Here is a 19,138-nt window from a genome sequence, read left to right on the forward strand (position 1 = left end):
GTACGCTACAGGTCTTCCTCGATCATGTAGCCCCTGCCGTAGATCACGACCTTCTGCACGTTCTCGGGGGCGCGGCTCCTGGTGAATTGGCGAATTCCGTCCCAGGCGTCGTCCTCGTCCATTCCGCCCTTGCGCAGATCGATGACCACCATGTCCACCTTCTGCTTCTGGTCCGCCTTCTTCAGGTGGTCTCTGAGTCCGTCCGACCGCAAGCTCTTCATCTCCTTGAAGTCCGCCCGCATCTCGTCGACCCAGGCATCGCCCGCGTGCGGGGGCTTCTGCCGGTCGTTCCTGGACATCACCTTGTGTCCGTGGATGGCCAGAGTCAGCGCAATCTGGAATTCCTCGTCCGTATCGAACCCGAAAACGCTTTTCTTGCTCTTGTTGGGGTACTTCCAGGACTCATCGATGCGCTCCATGATCTCTTTGGCATCGGCCTCCTCGTCGGTGGTCAGCCAGTCCTGGATCGCACTGCCCAGCTTGAAGGCCGCACACCCGTCGCGGGCGCCCCGCTTGCAGTTGTCGTCCATCGCCTCCTCGAGGGCTTCCTCCTTGTAGTTCGTCAAGTCGAACTTGCCGTCCAGGATCTGCTTGACCCGTTCCTTGCGCAGCTGAGCGGCGATCTCCTGGTTGGTGAACAGGATCGCCTCCATGGCCCGCCCCATCCTCGGGGATCCCGGGGCAGCGCTCCCGGACCTGCCGTTGTTGTACACAGGCGCGGTGCCACGACTGTTCCGCTGCGTCTGGGCCGCCTTCCGCTCGCGCTCCTCCTTGGTGTCGGGAATGCCTCCAGTGCAGGAGATCAGCCCTTGCAGACACTCGGGCACCGCCATGCCTGTGGGGTCGCTCAGGGTGGCCGGGTTGTTGTTGGCGTAGCTGTAGCCGTTGAGTGACTGGTGCTGGTCCAGGGTCAGCAGCGGGTCGACGCTGATGAACTGTCCGGTGCTGGAGTCGTATTCGCGGGCTCCGACGTGGGTTAGGCCGGTGCCGCTGTCGACGGACTTGCCCAGGAATCCCTTGTCGTCCGGCCAAGTGCCGACGGCGGTGCCCCGGTCGGCACCGAACGGAGTGGTGTAACGCTTGCTGAGCTTCTGCGTGCTGTCACTGGTGACGGCGGTGCCGGACGTCCCGTGGTGGTCGGCGGAGAGGAACGAGAGAGTCTCCGTACCGGACTTGTTGCTCCGCACCGCGATCGTCGAACCCGCTGCGGAGTAGCGGCGGTCAGCCCACTTCTTCCCCGACTTGAGGTGCACCTCGGTGGCGCCCAGGTACAGAACTGTCTCGCCGGCGGACGCGGTGTCCCGGCGGATGAGGAGTTCTCCGTCGGCGTCGTAGAGGTAGTTGGTGTCCGTGCCGGCTTCAGTGAGCTTGGCGAGCTTGCCTTCCTGGTTCCACTTCAGCGCCTGGGCCACTGTCGAGCGGGCCTTCTCGGCCCTGGTTTCGGTGTTGCCCGCGTTGTCGTAGGTGTACTGCGCCGCTGCCGTGTCACAGGCATCCGCCGCCGTCGACGTAACGATCGCCTTCAGCCGATGCTTGCGCGTGGCGTCGTAGCAGTAGGTCGAGGTGACCGGGGTGGCAGTGTTCTGCTTCTCGGTCTTGCGCTGACCTGAGTCGGTGTAGGTGTAGCTCGTCCAGTAGGCGGCGGGGCCGCCCAGGTTGGCGACGGTGCGGCCGGTGGGCGAGCAGTCCGCGGACTTAGGCGTCCACGCATCGGTCAGCCGGCGTTGGCCGTCGTAGCTGAAGCACTGCTGGTCGGCGCCGGCCCCCGTGTCGGCACGGTCGAAGATCGACGTGACATTGCCCGCCTGGTCGTAGCCATACTGCAGGTCCTGGATCGGCCCACGGGTCTGGTCGTCGGTGGACGAGGTGAGCAGCCGCCCTGTTCCCGGCTCATAGGTGCGGGAGATGAACACCCTCTTTGCCGAGGCCGAGGTGCCCAGCTCCAGCTGGTGGACCTGGCCTATGGCCGAGTAGTCCACCCCGAGCAGGTAGCCGGAGATGCCAGACTGCTGTGTGGGCAGGCCTGCGTCGTTGTACAGCGTTTCGACGGTCTCCGCCGGGAGGCCGGCCGCCGCGGGTTCCTTGGTGTTGTTCAGCGTTCCGTCGAGGCGGTACGCCGTTCCGAAGGTCGTGGTGGCGGTGACTGCACCGGAGGTGACCATCGGGTCGTCGGACGGCAGAGTCAGGGTCGTGGTGGTGGGACGGCCCAGCGAGTCGTAGGCAGTGACCTCCTTGGTGTAGGCCTTGCTGTTGGTCTGGTTGACGCCGTTCTCGTAGCGAACGGACTTGTCCGGCAGGCCCTTGAGCAACCCGTCGAAGGTCCACTCGGCGAGCTTGTTCGCATCCGTACGGCTGGTGTGCCACAGACCTGTCTTACGGCCCAGCTCGTCGTAGCCGAAGTAGACCAGCTGCCCTCTCGAGTCCTTGGTGTAGTCGACCTGGTCGAGGGTGGTCCAGCCGGTGGTGACGGTGCCCTTGTCCGGATCGGTGGAGGAAACCTCCCGGCCGTACAGGTCGTACACGTGCGACCAGACAGAGCCGTCGGGTCCGGTGACCGTGAGCGGCTTGGCGTCCCGGGTGTAGGTGGTGGCGACCCGTGTGTACGAGGTGCCGACCGTGGCACCGTACGCCGTGTCGTCGGGCAGCGGTCCCGCGTAGGTACGCGTCTCCGTCGTCCGGCCGAGCGCATCCGTGATGACCCGGGTGGCAGTGCCGCCCTCGACCGCGCTGGTGGCGGTGGAGTCACCGGTGTAACTGGTCGTGGTGTCCCACTTCTTGGTGCCCCACGACGACAGGGTCGTCTTCACGGAGCGGCCGGCTCCGTCGTACACCGTGTCGTTCTGTACGGGGGCCTGTGCGTAATCGACGCCCATGTACGTGCTGTTGGGTGCCTTGGAGCTGTCGTACGCGTCGGACTGTGTTCTGACTGCCAGGCCGCGTGCGTCATAGCGGGTGTCGGTCAGGATGCGCCCGCCGTTGGCCCCCGGGGTCTGGGTCTGGATCTGACGGGCCAGCGAGTCGTAGAGCGTGTAGCTGGTGCTGTAGCTGGTGCCGTCGGCCTTGAGCTTGGCGACCGAGGTCCAGGACGGGGCAGTCTGGCTCACACCGTAGGCAAAGGTGGCCGAGGCGCTGTCACCCCCGGCTTTGGACCGGTTGGGAAGCCAGGTCGCGGTGATCCGGCCGAGCGCGTCCCGTGCGTATTCGGTGCGCTTGAGGTTGGCGTCGAGTGTGTACGTGACCGAGCCGCGCGTCGCGTCGAAGTACGTGTAGTTCTTGTGGGTCTGGCCGTTGGAGGACAGCTTCGGGAGTGTGACGATGACACCGGTCAGCGGCCCTGCTGCGGCCGGGTAGTAGGTGGTGGTGGTGACCCTGCCTTCAGCGTCTGTCACCTTCAGCGGGCGGCCGAGCTTGGCTGTGTCGGTGTCGAACGTCGTCGCGGCGACCGTCCGCCAGGATCCGGCGCCGGGGTTCCGGTCCGCCGTGCCGTTCGCCGCCGGGTATCCGGTGGGCATACCGGTCCATGTGGGCAGCCCCAGGACCGGAGTCTGGTCGGCGGTCCAAGCCGTCGCCGAGGGGTTGTCGAAGACGGTGGCCGCGTCGGACAGCACATCTCCGCGGGTGGCGGTCGAGGTGGGCAGCGTCAGCTTGTCGTCGGTGTCCGCGCAGGATTTGCCGACTGTGCGGGTACGCGAAACCAAGGAGGTCAAACCCTTGGCCTCGTTGCGCGCATACCAGGTGCGCGTGCAGGTCTCGTCGCCCCCGACGCCCCACTCACCGTGGTTCTCGGTCTTGGTGACCATGCCATAGGTGGGGTCGTACGTATGCGAGGTGGCAGCCGTCCGCCACTTCTTCGGGACGGTCAGCCAGGTGTGCTGAAACGTCCGCGAGGTGCGCACGAAGTAGGCCTTGGTGTGTGCGTACGACTTCTGCTGGCTGGCGGTCTGCCGGTCCCACAGGTCGTTGACGCTGAACGAGATCGCGGTGGCCCCGTCGTACGTGACCTCCTGACGCAGTTGGCCCGCGTACTGCTCGTGGTCGGTGACCGTCGGCACGGTCGCACCGGGCAGCGTGACCGGCGCGACGCTCGCACTGCGGGTGGACCCGTCCTTGCGCTTGTCCCCGTGCATGCCCAGGTGGAAGACCTTCACGGTCTTGGAGCGGGTCGCGCCCGCCTCCCCGGTGTACGCGGTGACCTTCTGGTAGCCGCGCCAGACCGACCAGGTGCGCTCCTTCTCCTTGGTGAAGGGGTCGTCGCTGTAGTGCCAGCCCGGCCCGTCGTAGACGTAACCGCTCTCGACAGCGGGATTCTTACCGGTCGGATCACTCGCGATGACCGACGTCACCCGGTACTTGTGGAACCAGTCGAGTGCCGTGTCCCCGCCATTGATCTTCCAGTTCACCGGGTAGCACGACAGGTTGTTGTCGTCCTCGGCCGCAGGCATGGTCGTGCCGCGGACGCATTCCGGGTTGGAGAGCACGACCGTCGTGATCGCGCCCGTTTCCGAGGTGATGGTGGACATGCGAGGCCGGGTCAGCGGCAGGATGTTCGCCCCTCCCGGCTGGGTGCCGCCTTCGACGCGGTTGGGACGCTGCTGGTAGGTGAAGCCGACCGGTGGCAACGAGATGGCGGTGCCGTCGAGGCCGGTGCGCTTGAGCGAAGTCAGGGTGAGGACCTGGTCGGAGCTGTTGCCGATGTCCTGCCCGTCGAAGAACTCCTGGGTCAGCGCGTAGGCATCGACCGGCTTGAACGCGTCCGGCTCAGCAGCCGTGGACCACGCATATGTCTCGATGCCGGTGAGCCGCTTGCGCGTGAAGAACGACGGTCCGGTGGAAAGACAGTCGGTCTCGGTGGCCGAGCAGATGCCGTCGAAGGGGACGTCAGGCCAGTTGTCCGCCGTGTCCTTGTTGAGGGTCTCGCACGACGAGGCGGTGCAGCGCTCCTTGTACGAGAACCCGACCTTCCCCGACGGATTTCCGGTGAACAGGCTCTCCACGCGCTGGCCGTACCGGATCTCGGTCGGGTGACCGCCACGGACGTATGAGGCGAGCTTCTGCTTGTCGCCGTTCTGCGCGTAGTGGTTGGTCTCCTTTGCGTACCAGTACGTGGAGGCGTTGCCGTGCACGTCCTGAACGAGGTCGAGATTCCAGCGCCACGCCTGGGTCTTGGCACGCCCCGCGAACGTGGTGCCCGACGAGTAGCCGGGCTCACCGCTGTCATCGCCGAACACCGGCACGGTCCAGGTGGAGTTCGTGCGCTGGGTGTCGGCGCCGGGGAGTTTGTTCAGACCGAAGGTGTACGTGGTGCCGTCGCCAGTGACGACCTTCCAGTACTCACCCTTGCCGTCGCCCTTGCCGTCCTTGATGTCGTCGCCGTCATCGCCATTGTCCGCGCCGGTGACATGGAACACCTGCGAAGCGTCGTCGTTCTTCAGCCGCCACTGACCGGTCGTGTCGTCCTTGACGAGTTCGGTGGAGGAGCCGTTCAAGACCAGAGAGGCGTTCTCGTACTTCCAGCACTGGTCGGACTTCTCGCTCTGCCCGTCGTCCTCGCAACTGCCGTACTTGCGCTCTATGTACGACTCAGTGAGAGAGAACCCTTCACCGATTAGCGAGCCCTGGTTGTTGGTGTTGGCGGTCCGGCCGTCGATACTGCCGGAGTCGTAGGCCAGGTTCAGCGGGGGAACCGGCCCGGCCACCGCCGGAGGCACGGTGATGGGGTACGACCAGGTGAACGAGCCCGAGGATGCGCCCGCTTCCCACGTCGCGGATGCGGTCAGCGGGGTCGCCTGGTGATCGCCGGCGCCGGTGGGGGACGTCGTGGTGGAAAGCGCCGAGACCGCCAGCACAGTCGGCGCATCGGCAGCCGAGAGGGTCGTACGGGCGGTGACTTCCTCCGCCCGTACGTCATTGACGGACCCCAGCGGCGTGGTGGTGCGGCAGGTCTCCTTCTCGGGGGTGGTCAGCGCACAGGAAGGTAGCCTCACCAGTCCAAGTCGAGTAGACCAGTTGCCGCCGATCATCGAAGCGAACGAGCTGTAGTCCACTGTGACTTCGGCGGCACCCTGCTGCTCGGCCCCTACGGTGAACAGCACACCCGTGATGCCGACCCGCTCGGCGGCCCGCTGATCCAGGACCCGGATGCTCGCCGTCCCGGAGGCCACGGCGCGCGCTTGCCTGCGGGTGGCGTCCTGCGACTCGGCGCTGACACCGATCAACGCCGAGCTGTCGGCATGGGTCGTGAGCTCGGCGCGCGACACAGCGGCCTTGGGCCACTCCGCGCGCCGCTCGCTGCGGGCTTGCTCGATCAGGCGCCGGTTGGCGTCCTTGTCCCTCGCGACGCGGGAGCGGGCTTCCTTCGCGCCCAGGCCCGACAACGTTCTGACTTTGCTGACCCTGCTGTTGGCAGGTTCAGGGGCAGTCGGGGCACTAGCGGCAGCGGCCAGTGACGGCAGGGACGCGGGGACGGCCAGGGCGAGAAAGAGCGCGCCGACCACTGGCAGTCTGCCAAGGCCGCGTCGGTCTCCCGGCGGTCGTGATCTCAACACGGTGTGCCAACTCTCCAGGAAATAGGCAGGGCGGAGCGGCGGCCCGGGGACCGGGCCGCCGCGGAACAAATGAACCGATGGGCCCGGGCGCGGACGGAATCCCCTCCGCGCCCGGAATCGCTCACGCGACGCTGCGTGAGCGGCTGGGCTCAGTCACCGACTACTGCGGACTTGTGGTGGGCGCTCTGCAGTGCGCCCGCCCAGAGCCGGATGCGGTCGACACGGCCGGGCACAAAGCTGGTCCAGGCGCTGTTCAGCCAGCCCTTGCCGACGGCCACACCACCGGTACCCGCCTCAGCGGTGAACTCGGTGGGCTGCCCCTGCCGGTCGATCAGGAACAGGCTGACCGTGCCTGCCTGCGCGTCGTACGAGCCGACCAGTTGAACCTCGGTGCCGAGCACCGCGGCCTCATCGCTCTGCACCGACGTGCCGGTACCGTCAGCGGTGAGCCGCCCGAAGTGCCAGCGCCCCAGGGCCCAGGTCTCCGACTTTGGCTCGCCCGTCGTCTCGTCGATGATCGGGTCGCCGTTCTCGTCGAGGACCTCGTGCCCGGTCGGGTCGACCCCGGTCTTCTCGAACCACAACCCCCATGATGAACCGGTTGCCGTGCGCTGCCCCAGGATCTGGACCGCATGTCCGTTCGGCTTGTTCGCCAGAGCGGCACCGTCGACGAGAGCATCCACCGCCACGGTGAACGAACCGGTCGCGTCGACGAGCGGCGTGTCGGTGAACTCCGCACCGCCTGTGCCGTTCAAGACGACTGATTCGCCGTTCAGGGTTGCTCCGGCTCCGAGCGAGAGGGTCGCGTTGTAGTTCGTGGTGGTGTCCTTGACGGTGGTGCCGGAGGCACCGGACGCGTTGAGGTCCGCGACCAGTTCGAGATGCGGCAGACCGGAGCCGTCCGGGCCGTCCGTGAGCTTTGCCTCTGTGGCGATCTCATCGGCGGACTTAGCAGCCTGCCAGACCACCATCTCGTCGATCTCGCCGGGGAAGTGGTCGACGTACGTGCCCTTGTACTTCACCCGACCCACCTGGAAACCGCCGTTGGATGCCCAGTTGCTCGTGATGGTGTCGGTGCCTTGGAGCTGCCCGTTGACGTAGAGCGACATGACGTTCTTGTCATGGTCGACAACCCCCGCAAGGTGCGTCCAGACCTTGGCCTGCGCCGGGGACTTGCTGTTCACTCGCTGGTTGTCGAGAGCAGTGGCCGCCACGTCCGCGTCCGCCAGCCGCAGGCACCACACCTTCGCGGTCTCGCAGTACCCGAGGAAGAACGGGCTGTAGTACGTGCCGTCCTGCCCAGCCACCGTGAAGTTGTGCCCAGTGGCATCCATCCGGACCCACGTGGACACGGTGTACGAAGCCGCGGTCTCCAGAACGGGTTTGGTGGAGGCTGCATAGGCCGAGTTCTCCAGCCACAGCCCTTGGTCCTGGCCGAGAACTGCCGGTGTGGTCTCAGTGGCCGGAGTCTTGACGATCTCGCCACGGCGCCCGTTCGGGGTACGTGCTGCACCGGACAGGGTCAGGTCGTTGCGCAGAGCCGGGTCCGTGGTCGACCTGTCTACGGCCGCACCGCTGGTCTCGTCGAAGTTCCAGCGGCCGATGGCCTGCGGCCCCTCACTGACCAGGAAGCGGACGATCTGCTCCTCGCCGCCCAGCGGGTACGCGGCGGACTTCGCCTGAACGTGCAGAAGTTTGGTGCCCGACGAGGGCGGGGTGATGGTCGCCCGGTACGTGGCACCGTTCATCCACTGCGACCAGGCCGCATCGGTGGAGAGCTTGTACCGGTAGCCGGTGTTGGTGCTGGTCTCACCGGCAGCGGGGCCGAAGAGGACGGTGCCCGGCTTGCTGGGCCCGCCGCCGGCTGTACAGGTGCCGCCGGAAACGCATTCGCTGTAAACCGTCCAGGAGCTGACAGTCGGCTTCTGGGGGGCCTTGCTGTCGACCAGGAAGTAGCACCACGGAGACGCGGAGCTGCTGAGATGGCTCGCATCACTGTTGTAGAGAGACCAGGTGTAGGCCGCATAGCGATAGAGCTTGCCGTCGACGAGTGGGGTGTCCCAATCCTTTGTCTGCTCCGGGAAGTTCTTCAGGGTGCTGCTGTAGGAGACATAGCCGGTGGTTGGCTTGAGTGATCCGGTGGTCGGTGGTGGGGCATCCGCCCACGTCGTTCCGTTCTTGACGTCGATGTCGAAGTAGACGCGCAGCCGCCCCTCCGCCTCACCTCCCGACGCCGTCTCGGGTGTGGCCAGGAGGTCCGGCTTGGGATCGGTGATCACACTGGGTGCCGTCTCCGACTTACTGCAGACACGGCTCGAACCGGCCTTGATGCCGTACGCACTCGGCACGGCGGGCAGGCTGACGTAGCTGACCTTCAGGACCGCGTCGTCATCGAACCGCTTCCAGGCGACGGTGTCGCTCTCGTCCTTGGCCATCAGCATCAGCGTGAGCCGGGGGAACTTGCCTGCTGCGAAGGACTTGACCGTCGCCGTGAGGTTCTCGTCGGTCTCTTCAGGGTTGTCGTTGAAGTTGATGGGTGCTCTGGGCTGGGACGGAGAGCAGTTGGAACCTCGGCCGGCGGACACGTAGCGGTCGCCCATCTGGTCCAGCTTGGTCGGTCCCGGCCACTTGGATGAGGAGGAGATGTTGTTGGTGCGCTCCAGGTCGACCCAGCGCGCGTCGCACGAGAACGACCAGGTCTCCGTGACGGAGAAGGTGGCGTCGAGGACATGCTTGCCCTTGAGCTTGTCCGGAGCGAACTCGAAGTACATGCGGTTCACATAGCCGTTGCCGCAGTAGTACGAGACCCCACCGATCACCGCGGTACCGCACTTGCCGACGCTCATGCCGTTGGTGCCGCCGGAGAAGTTGTAGAACACGTCCCCGTCCGAGGACAGGACCGTACGCTCGGACTCGTTGAGTTCGACGGACGGGTCTATGTAGAGCGGCAGATCCGCTTCCGCAGTCCGCGCGACGAGTTCGGCGTCCGGGGTCACCTTGACGGAGTCTGCGTCGACGGAGACATCCATGACGGCCGACTCATCACCGGCGCCAGGGCCGTCCAGCGGTTCCCCCTCTTCCGGAGGGGCCACCGCCACCGGTTCACCGGCGTCAGCCGCGCTGGCGCCGAGGGCCCGCACTCCGTCGGTCTGGGGCGCCGGACCGGGGTCTGTGCTGTCACCTGCGGAGTTCCACATCTGCGCGCTCGGCGAGCGGAACACCACTTGGCCGTTGCCGTCAACCGCTTCCATGCTGCCCGCAGCACCCGATCGCACCGCCAGCCCGTCCGCGTCGAGTGCATACTCGATACTGCGCAGTCCGGGATCGGCGGCGGCTTCGAGCGTCTCGACCTCCAGGACCTGCCGGAAGCCCTCGGCCGTCGCCGTCAGGATCAGATTGACGTCAGGACGCACGTTCTCGTAGATGGCGCGGGAGCCGTCCAGTTTGGGCGCAGGCAGCTTGCCCGGCCAGCCCATGGTGACCGACCGGCCCTTCTCGCCGATGGTCACGAGGTTGCTGCCGGCACCGCCTCCTGAGAAGACAACGTCGACAGCCGCTGCCTTGGGAGCAACCGACCCGTCGGCACGGCTGACCAGCGTTGCGTCCGGGGTGGTCCAGCCACCGTCGACTGTGGCCACACGGATCGGGACGATGGACTTCTCGAGCGTGAAGGTCTCACCGTCAGGATTGGCGAACACCGTTTCCCGCTCGGTGCGTTCATCGACGACCTCGACTCGGGCCCCGGTTTCTTCGGCCTTGGCCAGGGCAGCTTCGGACGAAGTCTGTCCGACGCTTTCGGCAGCACGCGCGGATTCGGCCATGGCGGGCGTCACCTGGAGAGTCAGCGCAGCCAACGCCAGGACTGCCAGCGAACCGGACAGACGGGAGGTGCGCCCTCTTCGGGACTTCATGAAAGGCCCTCTTGGCACAAGGCCATCAGGCCAATGGGCAGGGACTGCAGCGTTGACATACAGAAACCGTTTCGCGTGAAGCCGCCAGGAGTTCAGCCCAGGCGGGCAAGAAGAGTCGTACGTGGGGACAGGACGGCCGAGACGGCTGGCGTAATGTGCGCAAAGCCCTGCATGCGAGCATCTCTGCTCGCGCCCGGGTGAAGACGGGCTGTGGTGACTGCCTCGTCCGGGCAGCTTCAGATGCTCTCGCGTCGGCCGGCGTCCGACTGATGCGGACGAGCCTCAGGTCACTCGGCCGGATCCGAGCAGCGAAAGACAGCGCGCCCAGGCCAACTCGGCACGCGCAAAAGCCCCCCGACCCACATGTTTCCCCCACCCCTGAGTCACATGATCTTTACAGGTGGAGCGAGTTAACGTCGGAACGACTTCGGCCGTCAACGTGACGCGCGCCACATCTGACCCCTTCGACAACCCGCTGAACAGGGACTATTTCCGAACCGGAGGTCATCGCTCCGAGATGTCGCCCAGGACAGGCGCAGAAGCGGAATCCACCAACTAGGCGTCGGCTCAAGGAGGTTACGAAGAGACGGGTCGGCAAGTCATCGACGCGCGGCAGCCCCACCAACCCGGGACATGTCCGGCAGCGCCTTCCCCGAGGACTCGAACCCATCAAGACGCATGCGGGACGTTCGGCCGACTCGGTTCCACACCCAACAAGGTGCCGGCACACCTCGACAACATCAGGCAGCAGGCGGCCTATTGAGGGCCGGATCCAGAATCAATGCGCTTGCAGCAGCAATTCGCAACCGCAGCGCGCCGCGCAGCGAGATTCCAACAGGTGCCCCAAATAGGCGCGCTGAAAAACCATCAGGCCATCATCCAACTCGAATGCAACACGGGACACGAAACGGCCGCTCCCCCACTGAGCGGTGTGCAAGCTGAAGTTGCTGGTCACGGGTGTGGTGTGCGTGGGGCTCGGCGTGGTCGTGCTGGTCGGGGGCGGGTGACTTCAGTGATGATCGTCGGTCATCGGGAGACTTCGCGGTTGGTGAGGACCAGCAGGGCCCTGACCAGTGCGGTCGCCCATGTCGGGTCGGTGCGGAGCATGCCGAGCACCCGCCAGTTCTTCAGGTGGGCGAAGCCGTGCTCGACCGGGGCCCGGACGGCGGCGAGGGCCTTGTTCGAGAGCTTCTGCCCTCGGGTGAGGGGCCGGTTCTTCGCGGCCTTGTAGCCGGTGATCACCGCCGGATCGGCGCCGGGATCGTCGATGTCGTCGAGGCCGATGAATCCCAGGTCGGCGATGGCTGCGAGGCCGGACGCCCGCAGCTTGGCGGTGAGTTTGTCGTGACGGCAGGCGGTGATCTCCGAGGTGCGGCCGGGCCGGGCGGCGGAGACCCAAAGCAAGCGCCCGCGGTCGTCGGTGAGCGCGATCACGAGCAGGCCGTGGCATTTACTCTTGCCGGAGTAGTGCTTGCGGTTGTCGCTGCCGGTGCGCCTGCGGGTGCGGATGAGTGAGCCGCCCAGGAGCACGATGCCGCCGCCCTTTCGGGCGATCATCTTGCATGCCCAATCCAGCCTGGGGGCGCGGGCGGCCAGCAGGCCGACGACCTCGCGGACCCAGCGGGTGACGGTGGTGCGATGGATGTTGTTGCCGCCGGCCAGGTCGCCGGGCCGCTGGTCACAGCGCAGGACGGCGAGCACGATGGTGGCGATCTTCCCGGCGGGCAGGGCCCGCCAGCGCGAGCCGATCTTCTTCAGGTGGCCGCGTATCAGCTCGGCGAGGTAGTACAAGGTGGCGCTCGACAGCGGCAGGCGGGCGGTGTAGACAAGGCCGTCAGGGCCCTCGACGGCGTGGTTGTTTTTCTTCACACCAAACTCAACAGCCGCCGGGGGCCCGCCAGTTACGCCCGGTCGCGCCCCTTCCTCCGGCGCGGCCTATGGGCGGACGGTGAACTTCCCGTCGGGCCGTTTGTGCAGCCAGCCTCGATCGGCGAGCTTGGTCAGCTTCGCCCGCAACGGCTCCAGCTTCCCGCGCACCGCCACCTCCAGGCCGAGTTCCTCGCCCACCGCCTTGACCTGCACCGGGCCGTCGCCAGCCCGCACAATCGCCAGAATCCTGCGGTAGTCGCCGGGCAGCGCGGCCTCGTCCGGATTCTCCCTGCGGTACGGGATCAGCAGCACAGCCCGCCCGCCGACCTGCACGGGAACGGCCGCGGGCGCCTCGGCAGCCACCTGCTCGGCCAGCCGCCGCAACACCTTCTCGGCCACCGCCAGTTCCTCACGCTCCGCCCGTAACTCCTCCAGCTGCCGGGCCAACTCCTCGACACGTACGTCCAGCTCGGCCCTGCGGGCCGTGATCCGCTCCAGCATTCCCGCCCCTCACCCGACACCACGCAACCTCGGACGGATCGTAGGAAGCGCACGAAGAGCAGCGGACGAAAACCCGGAAAGCCGCACGGAACCGCAGGACAGACGATCTAGACCGAAGTCACCCGCCCCCGACCAGCACGAGCATTCCGAGCCCCGCGCACACCAGACCCGTGACCAGCAACTTCAGCTTGCACACCGCTCAATCAGAAGCGGAGTTCGGGTTGACGAGCTGATGAACAACGGACTTTCCGCAGCGCACTGCGGCAACTCCTGACGCGAAGGCATTGCAGCACCACACAAGCACCACATAGGTTCACGAGGCTTCATTCCGCGGCGCCCACCAGCGACTTCCGCGTGCAAAAGGATGCAATGAGCCGCGCGTCTTTCAGCCCTCGAACGTCCGTCGCTGCGGCCGCCGCAGGTGCCTTCGCTCTCATCACGGCCTCGATCTTGACGAGCGCTGATCGAGCCGACCCCGCCCCGAAGGCCCGACGCACCTGCACCTCGTCCATCGCGTACACCTCGGGCATCGGCGGCTATGCCACGTATCGCATACCGGCCATCGTCCAAACCCGCGAGGGCGCCTTGCTCGCGTTCGCCGAAGGCCGCACCGATGGGGCGGGCGACAGCGGCAATATCGACGTGGTTCTCAGACGCTCCCACGACGGCGGCTGCACCTGGGAACGCCTCCAGGTCGTGGCAGCCGGCAACGGCCACACGCGCGGCAACCCGGCACCCGTGATCGACCCGCGCACCGGCCGCGTGGTGCTCGTCACCTCCTACAACGCCGGGAATGTCACCGAGACCCAGATCCTGCGCGGTGAGACCACCGCCGAACAGAGTCGCCGCGTCTTCGTACAGACCAGCTACGACGACGGCCGCACCTTCTCGCGCCCCCGCGAGATCACATCGGCCGTGAAACGTCCCAACTGGCGCTGGTATGCAACCGGCCCCGGCCACGCCATCGCCCTCACCAGCGGTGTGCACGCGGGCCGCCTCGTCGTACCGGCCAACCATTCCACCGCTCCACCCCCAGGATCGCCGGACAGCGGCCAGGAACCCCATTACTACGGGGCACACGCCATCTACAGCGACGACGGAGGCCTAACCTGGCAACTCGGCTTCACCGATGACTCCCACGAAGGCGCCAACAACCCCAACAAGTCGACTGCCGCCCAACTCCCCGACGGCAGGATCTACTTCAACGCCCGCGATCAAAACGGCACCAGCCAAGGCAATCGGCTCGACACATACTCCTCCGACGGCAGCACGGCCGAGCGGGCCTATCGCACCCAACCCACGCTCGACGATGCACCCGTTGTCCAAGGCAGCACGCTCCAACTCCGCGGAGAACACGGCAAGCTCCTGTTCTCCGGCCCGTCAGAGCCGAACGACCGAGTCGCAATGGCCATCTGGAGCAGCTCGGATGCGGGCCGCACCTTCACCAAGGAACTCGTCCTCTCCCCCAAGAAGGCCGCATACTCGACCTCGTCCAGCCCGACGCCGGAACGGTCGGCATCCTCTACGAGACCGGCACGACCGCATCCCACGAAACCATCGTCTTCCGCCGCATCCCACTGCAAGCACTGAGCCGATGACCACCCGCCCGCCTCCGTTCTCCGCGCGCGTCATGCTCATGTCGCCGTCGGACGACGCGACGCCCGCTGTCCGACAGGACTCTGGAAGCCCTAGTCGATCGCGCAATTGCCGTCCGCCTTCGCGCACCAGGCAACCAGGCCAGCCCTCAGCAACTGCCTCTGGACTGCACCGCGAAGTCCACGATCTTCACCGTGCCGCCGTCTGCCGGCGCCTTTGTGCCTGTGTCGAGCGTGTCCGACGGGAACGTGCCCCGCCGAACGGCAGCGCCAAGTGCGTGTGCATGTCGAATACGTGGTGCTCCACAACCCGCGGACTTCGCCCCGCCCGGCAGTAATGCGACGTGGCGATGGATGGCGGCGAGAACTGCGTCCCGGTGCGGGTCGCCGCGGGCGATCAACATCGGCTGCCGCCAAAAAGCCAGCTGCCGATACAACGTACGGCGAGCCATGCGACCCTGGCGGGGCAGTCACCTCCGGCGCAGTAGGCCGACCAGCGAGAGACACAGACGGACACCGGCGCAACAGCGTTCCCATGCTCCGGGTGCCCCACGGGCGCCCAGGGGCACACGTACCTGCGCATCCGTCCGCATCGGGTCTGACCTGCGAAAAGACAAAAAGACCGAGGGCCAGTCAGTGAAATCTGACTGGCCCTCGACGAACGGGTCGCCCCGATTAGTGCACTGACCTGCGAAAACTCTGCGCAGGCTGGTGCCCCCGGCAGGATTCGAACCTGCGCACACGGCTCCGGAGGGCGTGTGGAACCCAGGTGTTCGCACAGGTCAGAGCGCTGAATGGTGATCGAGGCCCCAACCGTGTCCACAAGTAGTCCACGGATAAGCATGTCTGACTGTCAGTGGGATCTTCTACGATCCCTGCCATGACGCTACGGGGCTTCCTGCATGAGGTTGGATCCACCTACGACCGTACCCACGGCACAAGTTCACCAACTGCACGGCTACTGCGCTCAGCCCCAGCCACCTTTGAACCTTATGTACCCGGCGGCCACCAGGTTAAGGGAAGCGCCGGCGCGGGAGCGGGGGCGTTCTGCCCATGGGTTGCCTTTTTCGACCCAGACGAGACAACCACGGCCACTCGAGGGATGTACCTGGTCTACCTGTTCGCGGAGGACATGAAGACTGTCTCTCTGAGTTTGAACCAAGGAGTAACCGAGCTGCGAGAGGCTTTCGGCGCAGCGAAGGCCGAACACCGGCTACGCGAAGAGGCGGCAGCCATTCGGGAAGCATTCCCAAGTAATTCCGTAGCGGACCTAGAGAACACCATTCACCTCGGCGGGCGGCCTGGATTGCCGCGAGCATATGAGGCAGGAAATATCCTTGCCATCCGCTACGAGATCGATGCGCTACCAAGCGAAGAAAGCTTGAAGACCGACCTTCAGCGAATGCTTCAACTGTATCAGGACGCTCTTGCTCTACGTGAAGAATTGCGTAGCACCACGCGCGACCTAATTACAACGGTTAAGCAGAAGGAACAAGTTGCCAGCGATCCCCTGCTCCACTTCGCACCAAAGAACGACTCCGAGTACCTCCAAAAGGTAACCTCAAGGACACTCAAGAAGACGCGCAAGCATGAGACATTGGTTGGCCGCTACGGCGCATTCCTGAAGAAGGCTGGATTTACCGCGGGCACAAACGTTCACCCGCGCGATATCGTCGCTAGGCGCGACGGCCACGAGTGGCTAATCGAGGCCAAGGTGGTTCGACGCGGCAACGCCACCCACGCCGTAAGGGAGGCCATCGGACAATTGGCAACCTATTCCTTCTTGCTATACCCAGCCGGCTCCCCTCCGTTGCGCATGGCCCTTTTCACAGAGTCAATCGGGGACGTCTATATGCGCCTCCTAAGCCACTATGGGATCGCATCGGTATGGCCTACAGAAGAGGGGTGGGAAGGGTCACCTGAGGCAGTCGCCGCCGGCCTCGCGGATCGGCAGTTCTCACAGGAGGGAACCGACTAGGGTGGAACCAGAAGTCCTTGCAGCGATAATCAGCACGCCACTCGCCTCCTGGGCAGGGTATGCCGCAGGTAGAGCCCAGGCCGCGGCTGGCCGAGCGCAGGCCCAAAGTCCCCTTGAGGCCATGCGCATACAGGCACAAAAGGAAGCATGTTTGAGCTTAATTGAAAGCTCCCACGCGATGCCCGAAGCGGTTTATCCGGCACTAATACACCTACTCCGGAACGGAATCTCAGAAACACCCCCAGATTTTCTGAAGAACGAGCGAGCCGCTATCCGATCTGCGGTTTCCCGTCTAGAGTTGGAGGGACCCACCGAACTCATTCCACTCGCTCATAGAATCCTGGATGAAGCTGCCGGCATAGACGAGACCTGCATGATGCAGATTCCCGCATTAGAAGCGATATACCACCTCGCTGGCGGTCTCGTCAGAAAGTCGCGTTTCTTCTCCTTCTCGACTCAATGGGCCGAATCGTGCAGCCTCGAAGCGCTCACCCTTGACGAAATACGCTACACCGTAGTTTACAGTGAAGATGCTGCAACCATCTTGGAAGCGCTTCGACCACTCGTCTCCGGGGGCTATCTTTCACAATTTGACGCCCACGAAATCTCAACCTGCGACTGGGATTTCCTCGTAGGAGTAGACGGCGGTATTCACTGCTACCTAGACGATGCCCTAGAAGAATTCACGAAAGCCGCACACTCGTACGTGGTGGAGAGTTCTCGACTTCAGTTTTCGGATCAGAGACGTACTCGATATCGCCTGGCTTTCTGGCGCCGACAGGCGCACGGTGGACGCGATGGTGGAGTTCCTGGGAGTGACTGGCGGACCTCGACTGGACCCGAGTCAAGCGCGAGAAGATGATGCCACGCTGTCGAGCTGTCACAGCGGTTTGGTCGATCTCCAACAGGCGAGCGCACCGTCTCGAGCTCGAATTCCCGTGGTATCTCCCCAGGTGCTGACCGCGGCCTCGGGTCTCCGAGCTGGCGGATCAGCCAAGTAGGCATTCATGCGGGGCCAATCACGCGCTTCGCTAGGAAGCCGCTCGTACCAAGCCACACCGCGGAGGTTGCAGGTCCTGCAGAGCAACCCTCGCACGCAGCGACCGCACGATCCCGCCATGTCACAGCAGGAGTGATCGTGATCCACATGCCAATAGGAGACTCCTTCCATTCCACCGTCTCCCGGATGCAGGCCGCATATGGCGCATTCATCATCCTGCACGCGTAGGATTGCATTCATTTGCCAAATGGTGAGGCCATAGCGCCGAGCTTGCCGATAGGCCACTGTGCAGGTACTGCAGTGCCCCTTGGCCCTGCGAGAACACTCAAAATCAATCGGATCGTCACAAACCTCGCACCAGTACGCATCGTCCATCGGATCTATCTCGCGCCTCTGAACCACAGAACTACCTACCTACGACTGACCGGTCGCTCTATTTCCGGAACCAGAGCCTTCATTTTGCTGCACTTCCGGAGGCTGTTCTAGTTGCAATTCTCGCTTTCGTTGCTCCTCCTTGATCCTCTCGATCTCTTCAGCGAACGCCGCAGCGGCCTGCTCAGGAATAAGATTCTTGTAACGCCGAATACCTAGGTTGAAGGCTTGAACCTCCTGATCAATGCTATCGGCAGTTTGCTGGAGGTTCGTACTCCGCTCTCGAAATTTGAAATAGGAGATGACACCTGCCGAGATACTCACAATGGAACTGAGACCCACGGCGAGCCAACTCCACACCCCCTGCTCGGCCGACGCCGTCGTGGCAACAGAGGTGAGAATAGAGCCAACTATGACTGAAATTTGAAACAGATTGTGTCGGGACCTGTACTTTTCCGCAGCCCGCCTATATCCATCAAGAAGGTGCGGAATGTCATCTCTGTAATCCCGAAATGCCACGGAAGGCAGCGGGCCGGTTTCTTCCGCTCGCGGCAGGAGCTTTTCCCTAAGAGCTTGATGTTGCTTTAGCTCTACTTGCGTGGAGCGCAGATAGTCCCGAGCTGTCCACCAGCAGGGGGGCGCAACTAGTGTGCTGATAATGAGGGCGATAGATAGTGGGTAGTTGAGTGCGCCTCGCCCATTACCGGGCTTCGAAAAATCGATGAGTACGTTTCCGGCGACTAGCGCCAGTATCATGAGTGGGATTAGCCCGAAGAGCCATATCCTTGCCAGTCGCCTCAGAAACATCCTGAGTTCAAGGTCCGACTCGTACTCGATGATTCGCTGCTCTATGTCGATCAGCGTCAGTGTTTCCCTGGTTTCCTTGGCCATGATCACCCCCAATCGGGAAGATTAGCAGCGCTGTAAGGCCGGCGGAGGGGCTTTGGGCTGGAGCTGCTTTGGGGCGAGTGATCATGGCCCCGTAAGCTCATCGCGAGTCGGGCAGTCTGTGGACCTGCCCGTTAAAGCACGACGTTGGGGCCATGATCTTCGAGGCTCGCCCCAAAGTGGCTGCGTAAAGCCGTGGAGCCGGCCGCCCCCGCCGATGGGCAACGACCATGGAAGCGGGTCCGTCGACATTGCACCGCGGCCGCGATCCGGCCTTAGTCGAAGCACAACGCGGTTTTGACCTGCACGTATGGCGCCCCCTTGCCCCCTGTGACCATGTGTTTTCGCCCCCTTGCGGGCGCGGTCGGGCGCCGACGCGCGCCCCCACTGGCGTAGACATGGTGGAGGGCGCGCGTCGGCGCCCGACCGGCGCCGCCGCGCTGTGCGCGGCCCCAATCCTCTGGATTGATCCCTCGGAT

9 protein-coding genes and 3 pseudogenes are annotated in these 19,138 nt (G+C 64.7%); 3 read left to right on the forward strand and 9 right to left on the reverse strand.

Features of this window, described 5'->3' with window-relative positions; translation table 11 throughout:
• Nucleotides 1-5 precede the first annotated feature (5 nt).
• The 5 genes from BLT97_RS08910 to BLT97_RS08925 form a co-directional block, all read right to left on the reverse strand.
• The gene (locus tag BLT97_RS08910; protein ID WP_425442669.1) at nucleotides 6-6,545 is read right to left on the reverse strand and encodes an RHS repeat-associated core domain-containing protein; all 6,540 of its coding nucleotides are present in this window, start codon (nucleotides 6,543-6,545) and stop codon (nucleotides 6-8) included.
• Between the two features lie 149 nt (nucleotides 6,546-6,694).
• A complete protein-coding gene (locus BLT97_RS08915; protein WP_245769215.1) occupies nucleotides 6,695-10,366 on the reverse strand; it encodes a laminin G domain-containing protein in 3,672 nt (1,223 codons plus the stop codon).
• A gap of 868 nt (nucleotides 10,367-11,234) precedes the next feature.
• The gene (locus tag BLT97_RS37810) at nucleotides 11,235-11,411 is read right to left on the reverse strand and encodes a hypothetical protein (protein WP_176953703.1); all 177 of its coding nucleotides are present in this window, start codon (nucleotides 11,409-11,411) and stop codon (nucleotides 11,235-11,237) included.
• Nucleotides 11,412-11,482: 71 nt separating this feature from the next.
• A complete protein-coding gene (locus BLT97_RS08920; RefSeq protein ID WP_093608224.1) occupies nucleotides 11,483-12,325 on the reverse strand; it encodes a transposase family protein in 843 nt (280 codons plus the stop codon).
• A gap of 66 nt (nucleotides 12,326-12,391) precedes the next feature.
• The gene (locus BLT97_RS08925; RefSeq protein ID WP_093608225.1) at nucleotides 12,392-12,826 is read right to left on the reverse strand and encodes a hypothetical protein; all 435 of its coding nucleotides are present in this window, start codon (nucleotides 12,824-12,826) and stop codon (nucleotides 12,392-12,394) included.
• Nucleotides 12,827-13,195: 369 nt separating this feature from the next.
• Here BLT97_RS08925 and BLT97_RS08930 point away from each other — a divergent pair.
• A pseudogene (locus tag BLT97_RS08930) lies at nucleotides 13,196-14,424 on the forward strand (sialidase family protein).
• 93 nt (nucleotides 14,425-14,517) lie between these two features.
• On the opposite strand, the pseudogene BLT97_RS38435 reads toward BLT97_RS08930, so the two are convergent.
• Nucleotides 14,518-14,710, reverse strand: a pseudogene (locus BLT97_RS38435) (dihydropyrimidinase); the annotation flags it as partial.
• A 34-nt stretch (nucleotides 14,711-14,744) separates the two neighbouring features.
• Nucleotides 14,745-14,885: pseudogene (locus tag BLT97_RS38975) on the reverse strand (IS630 family transposase); the annotation flags it as partial.
• Between the two features lie 416 nt (nucleotides 14,886-15,301).
• Here BLT97_RS38975 and BLT97_RS08940 point away from each other — a divergent pair.
• Both BLT97_RS08940 and BLT97_RS37520 read left to right on the forward strand, forming a co-directional pair.
• The gene (locus tag BLT97_RS08940; RefSeq protein ID WP_093608226.1) at nucleotides 15,302-16,399 is read left to right on the forward strand and encodes an MrcB family domain-containing protein; all 1,098 of its coding nucleotides are present in this window, start codon (nucleotides 15,302-15,304) and stop codon (nucleotides 16,397-16,399) included.
• Between the two features lie 121 nt (nucleotides 16,400-16,520).
• A complete protein-coding gene (locus tag BLT97_RS37520) occupies nucleotides 16,521-17,261 on the forward strand; it encodes a hypothetical protein (protein WP_143041321.1) in 741 nt (246 codons plus the stop codon).
• 18 nt (nucleotides 17,262-17,279) lie between these two features.
• On the opposite strand, the gene BLT97_RS39080 is transcribed toward BLT97_RS37520, so the two are convergent.
• Both BLT97_RS39080 and BLT97_RS08950 read right to left on the reverse strand, forming a co-directional pair.
• On the reverse strand, nucleotides 17,280-17,774 hold the full coding sequence (locus tag BLT97_RS39080; protein WP_093608362.1) for an endonuclease domain-containing protein: 495 nt from the start codon (nucleotides 17,772-17,774) through the stop codon (nucleotides 17,280-17,282).
• A 39-nt stretch (nucleotides 17,775-17,813) separates the two neighbouring features.
• Nucleotides 17,814-18,662: a DUF4231 domain-containing protein gene (locus BLT97_RS08950; protein WP_143041322.1), complete on the reverse strand. Its 849-nt coding sequence runs from the start codon at nucleotides 18,660-18,662 to the stop codon at nucleotides 17,814-17,816.
• Nucleotides 18,663-19,138 lie beyond the last annotated feature (476 nt).

Source organism: Streptomyces indicus, assembly GCF_900100315.1.
GTDB lineage: Bacteria > Actinomycetota > Actinomycetes > Streptomycetales > Streptomycetaceae > Streptomyces > Streptomyces indicus.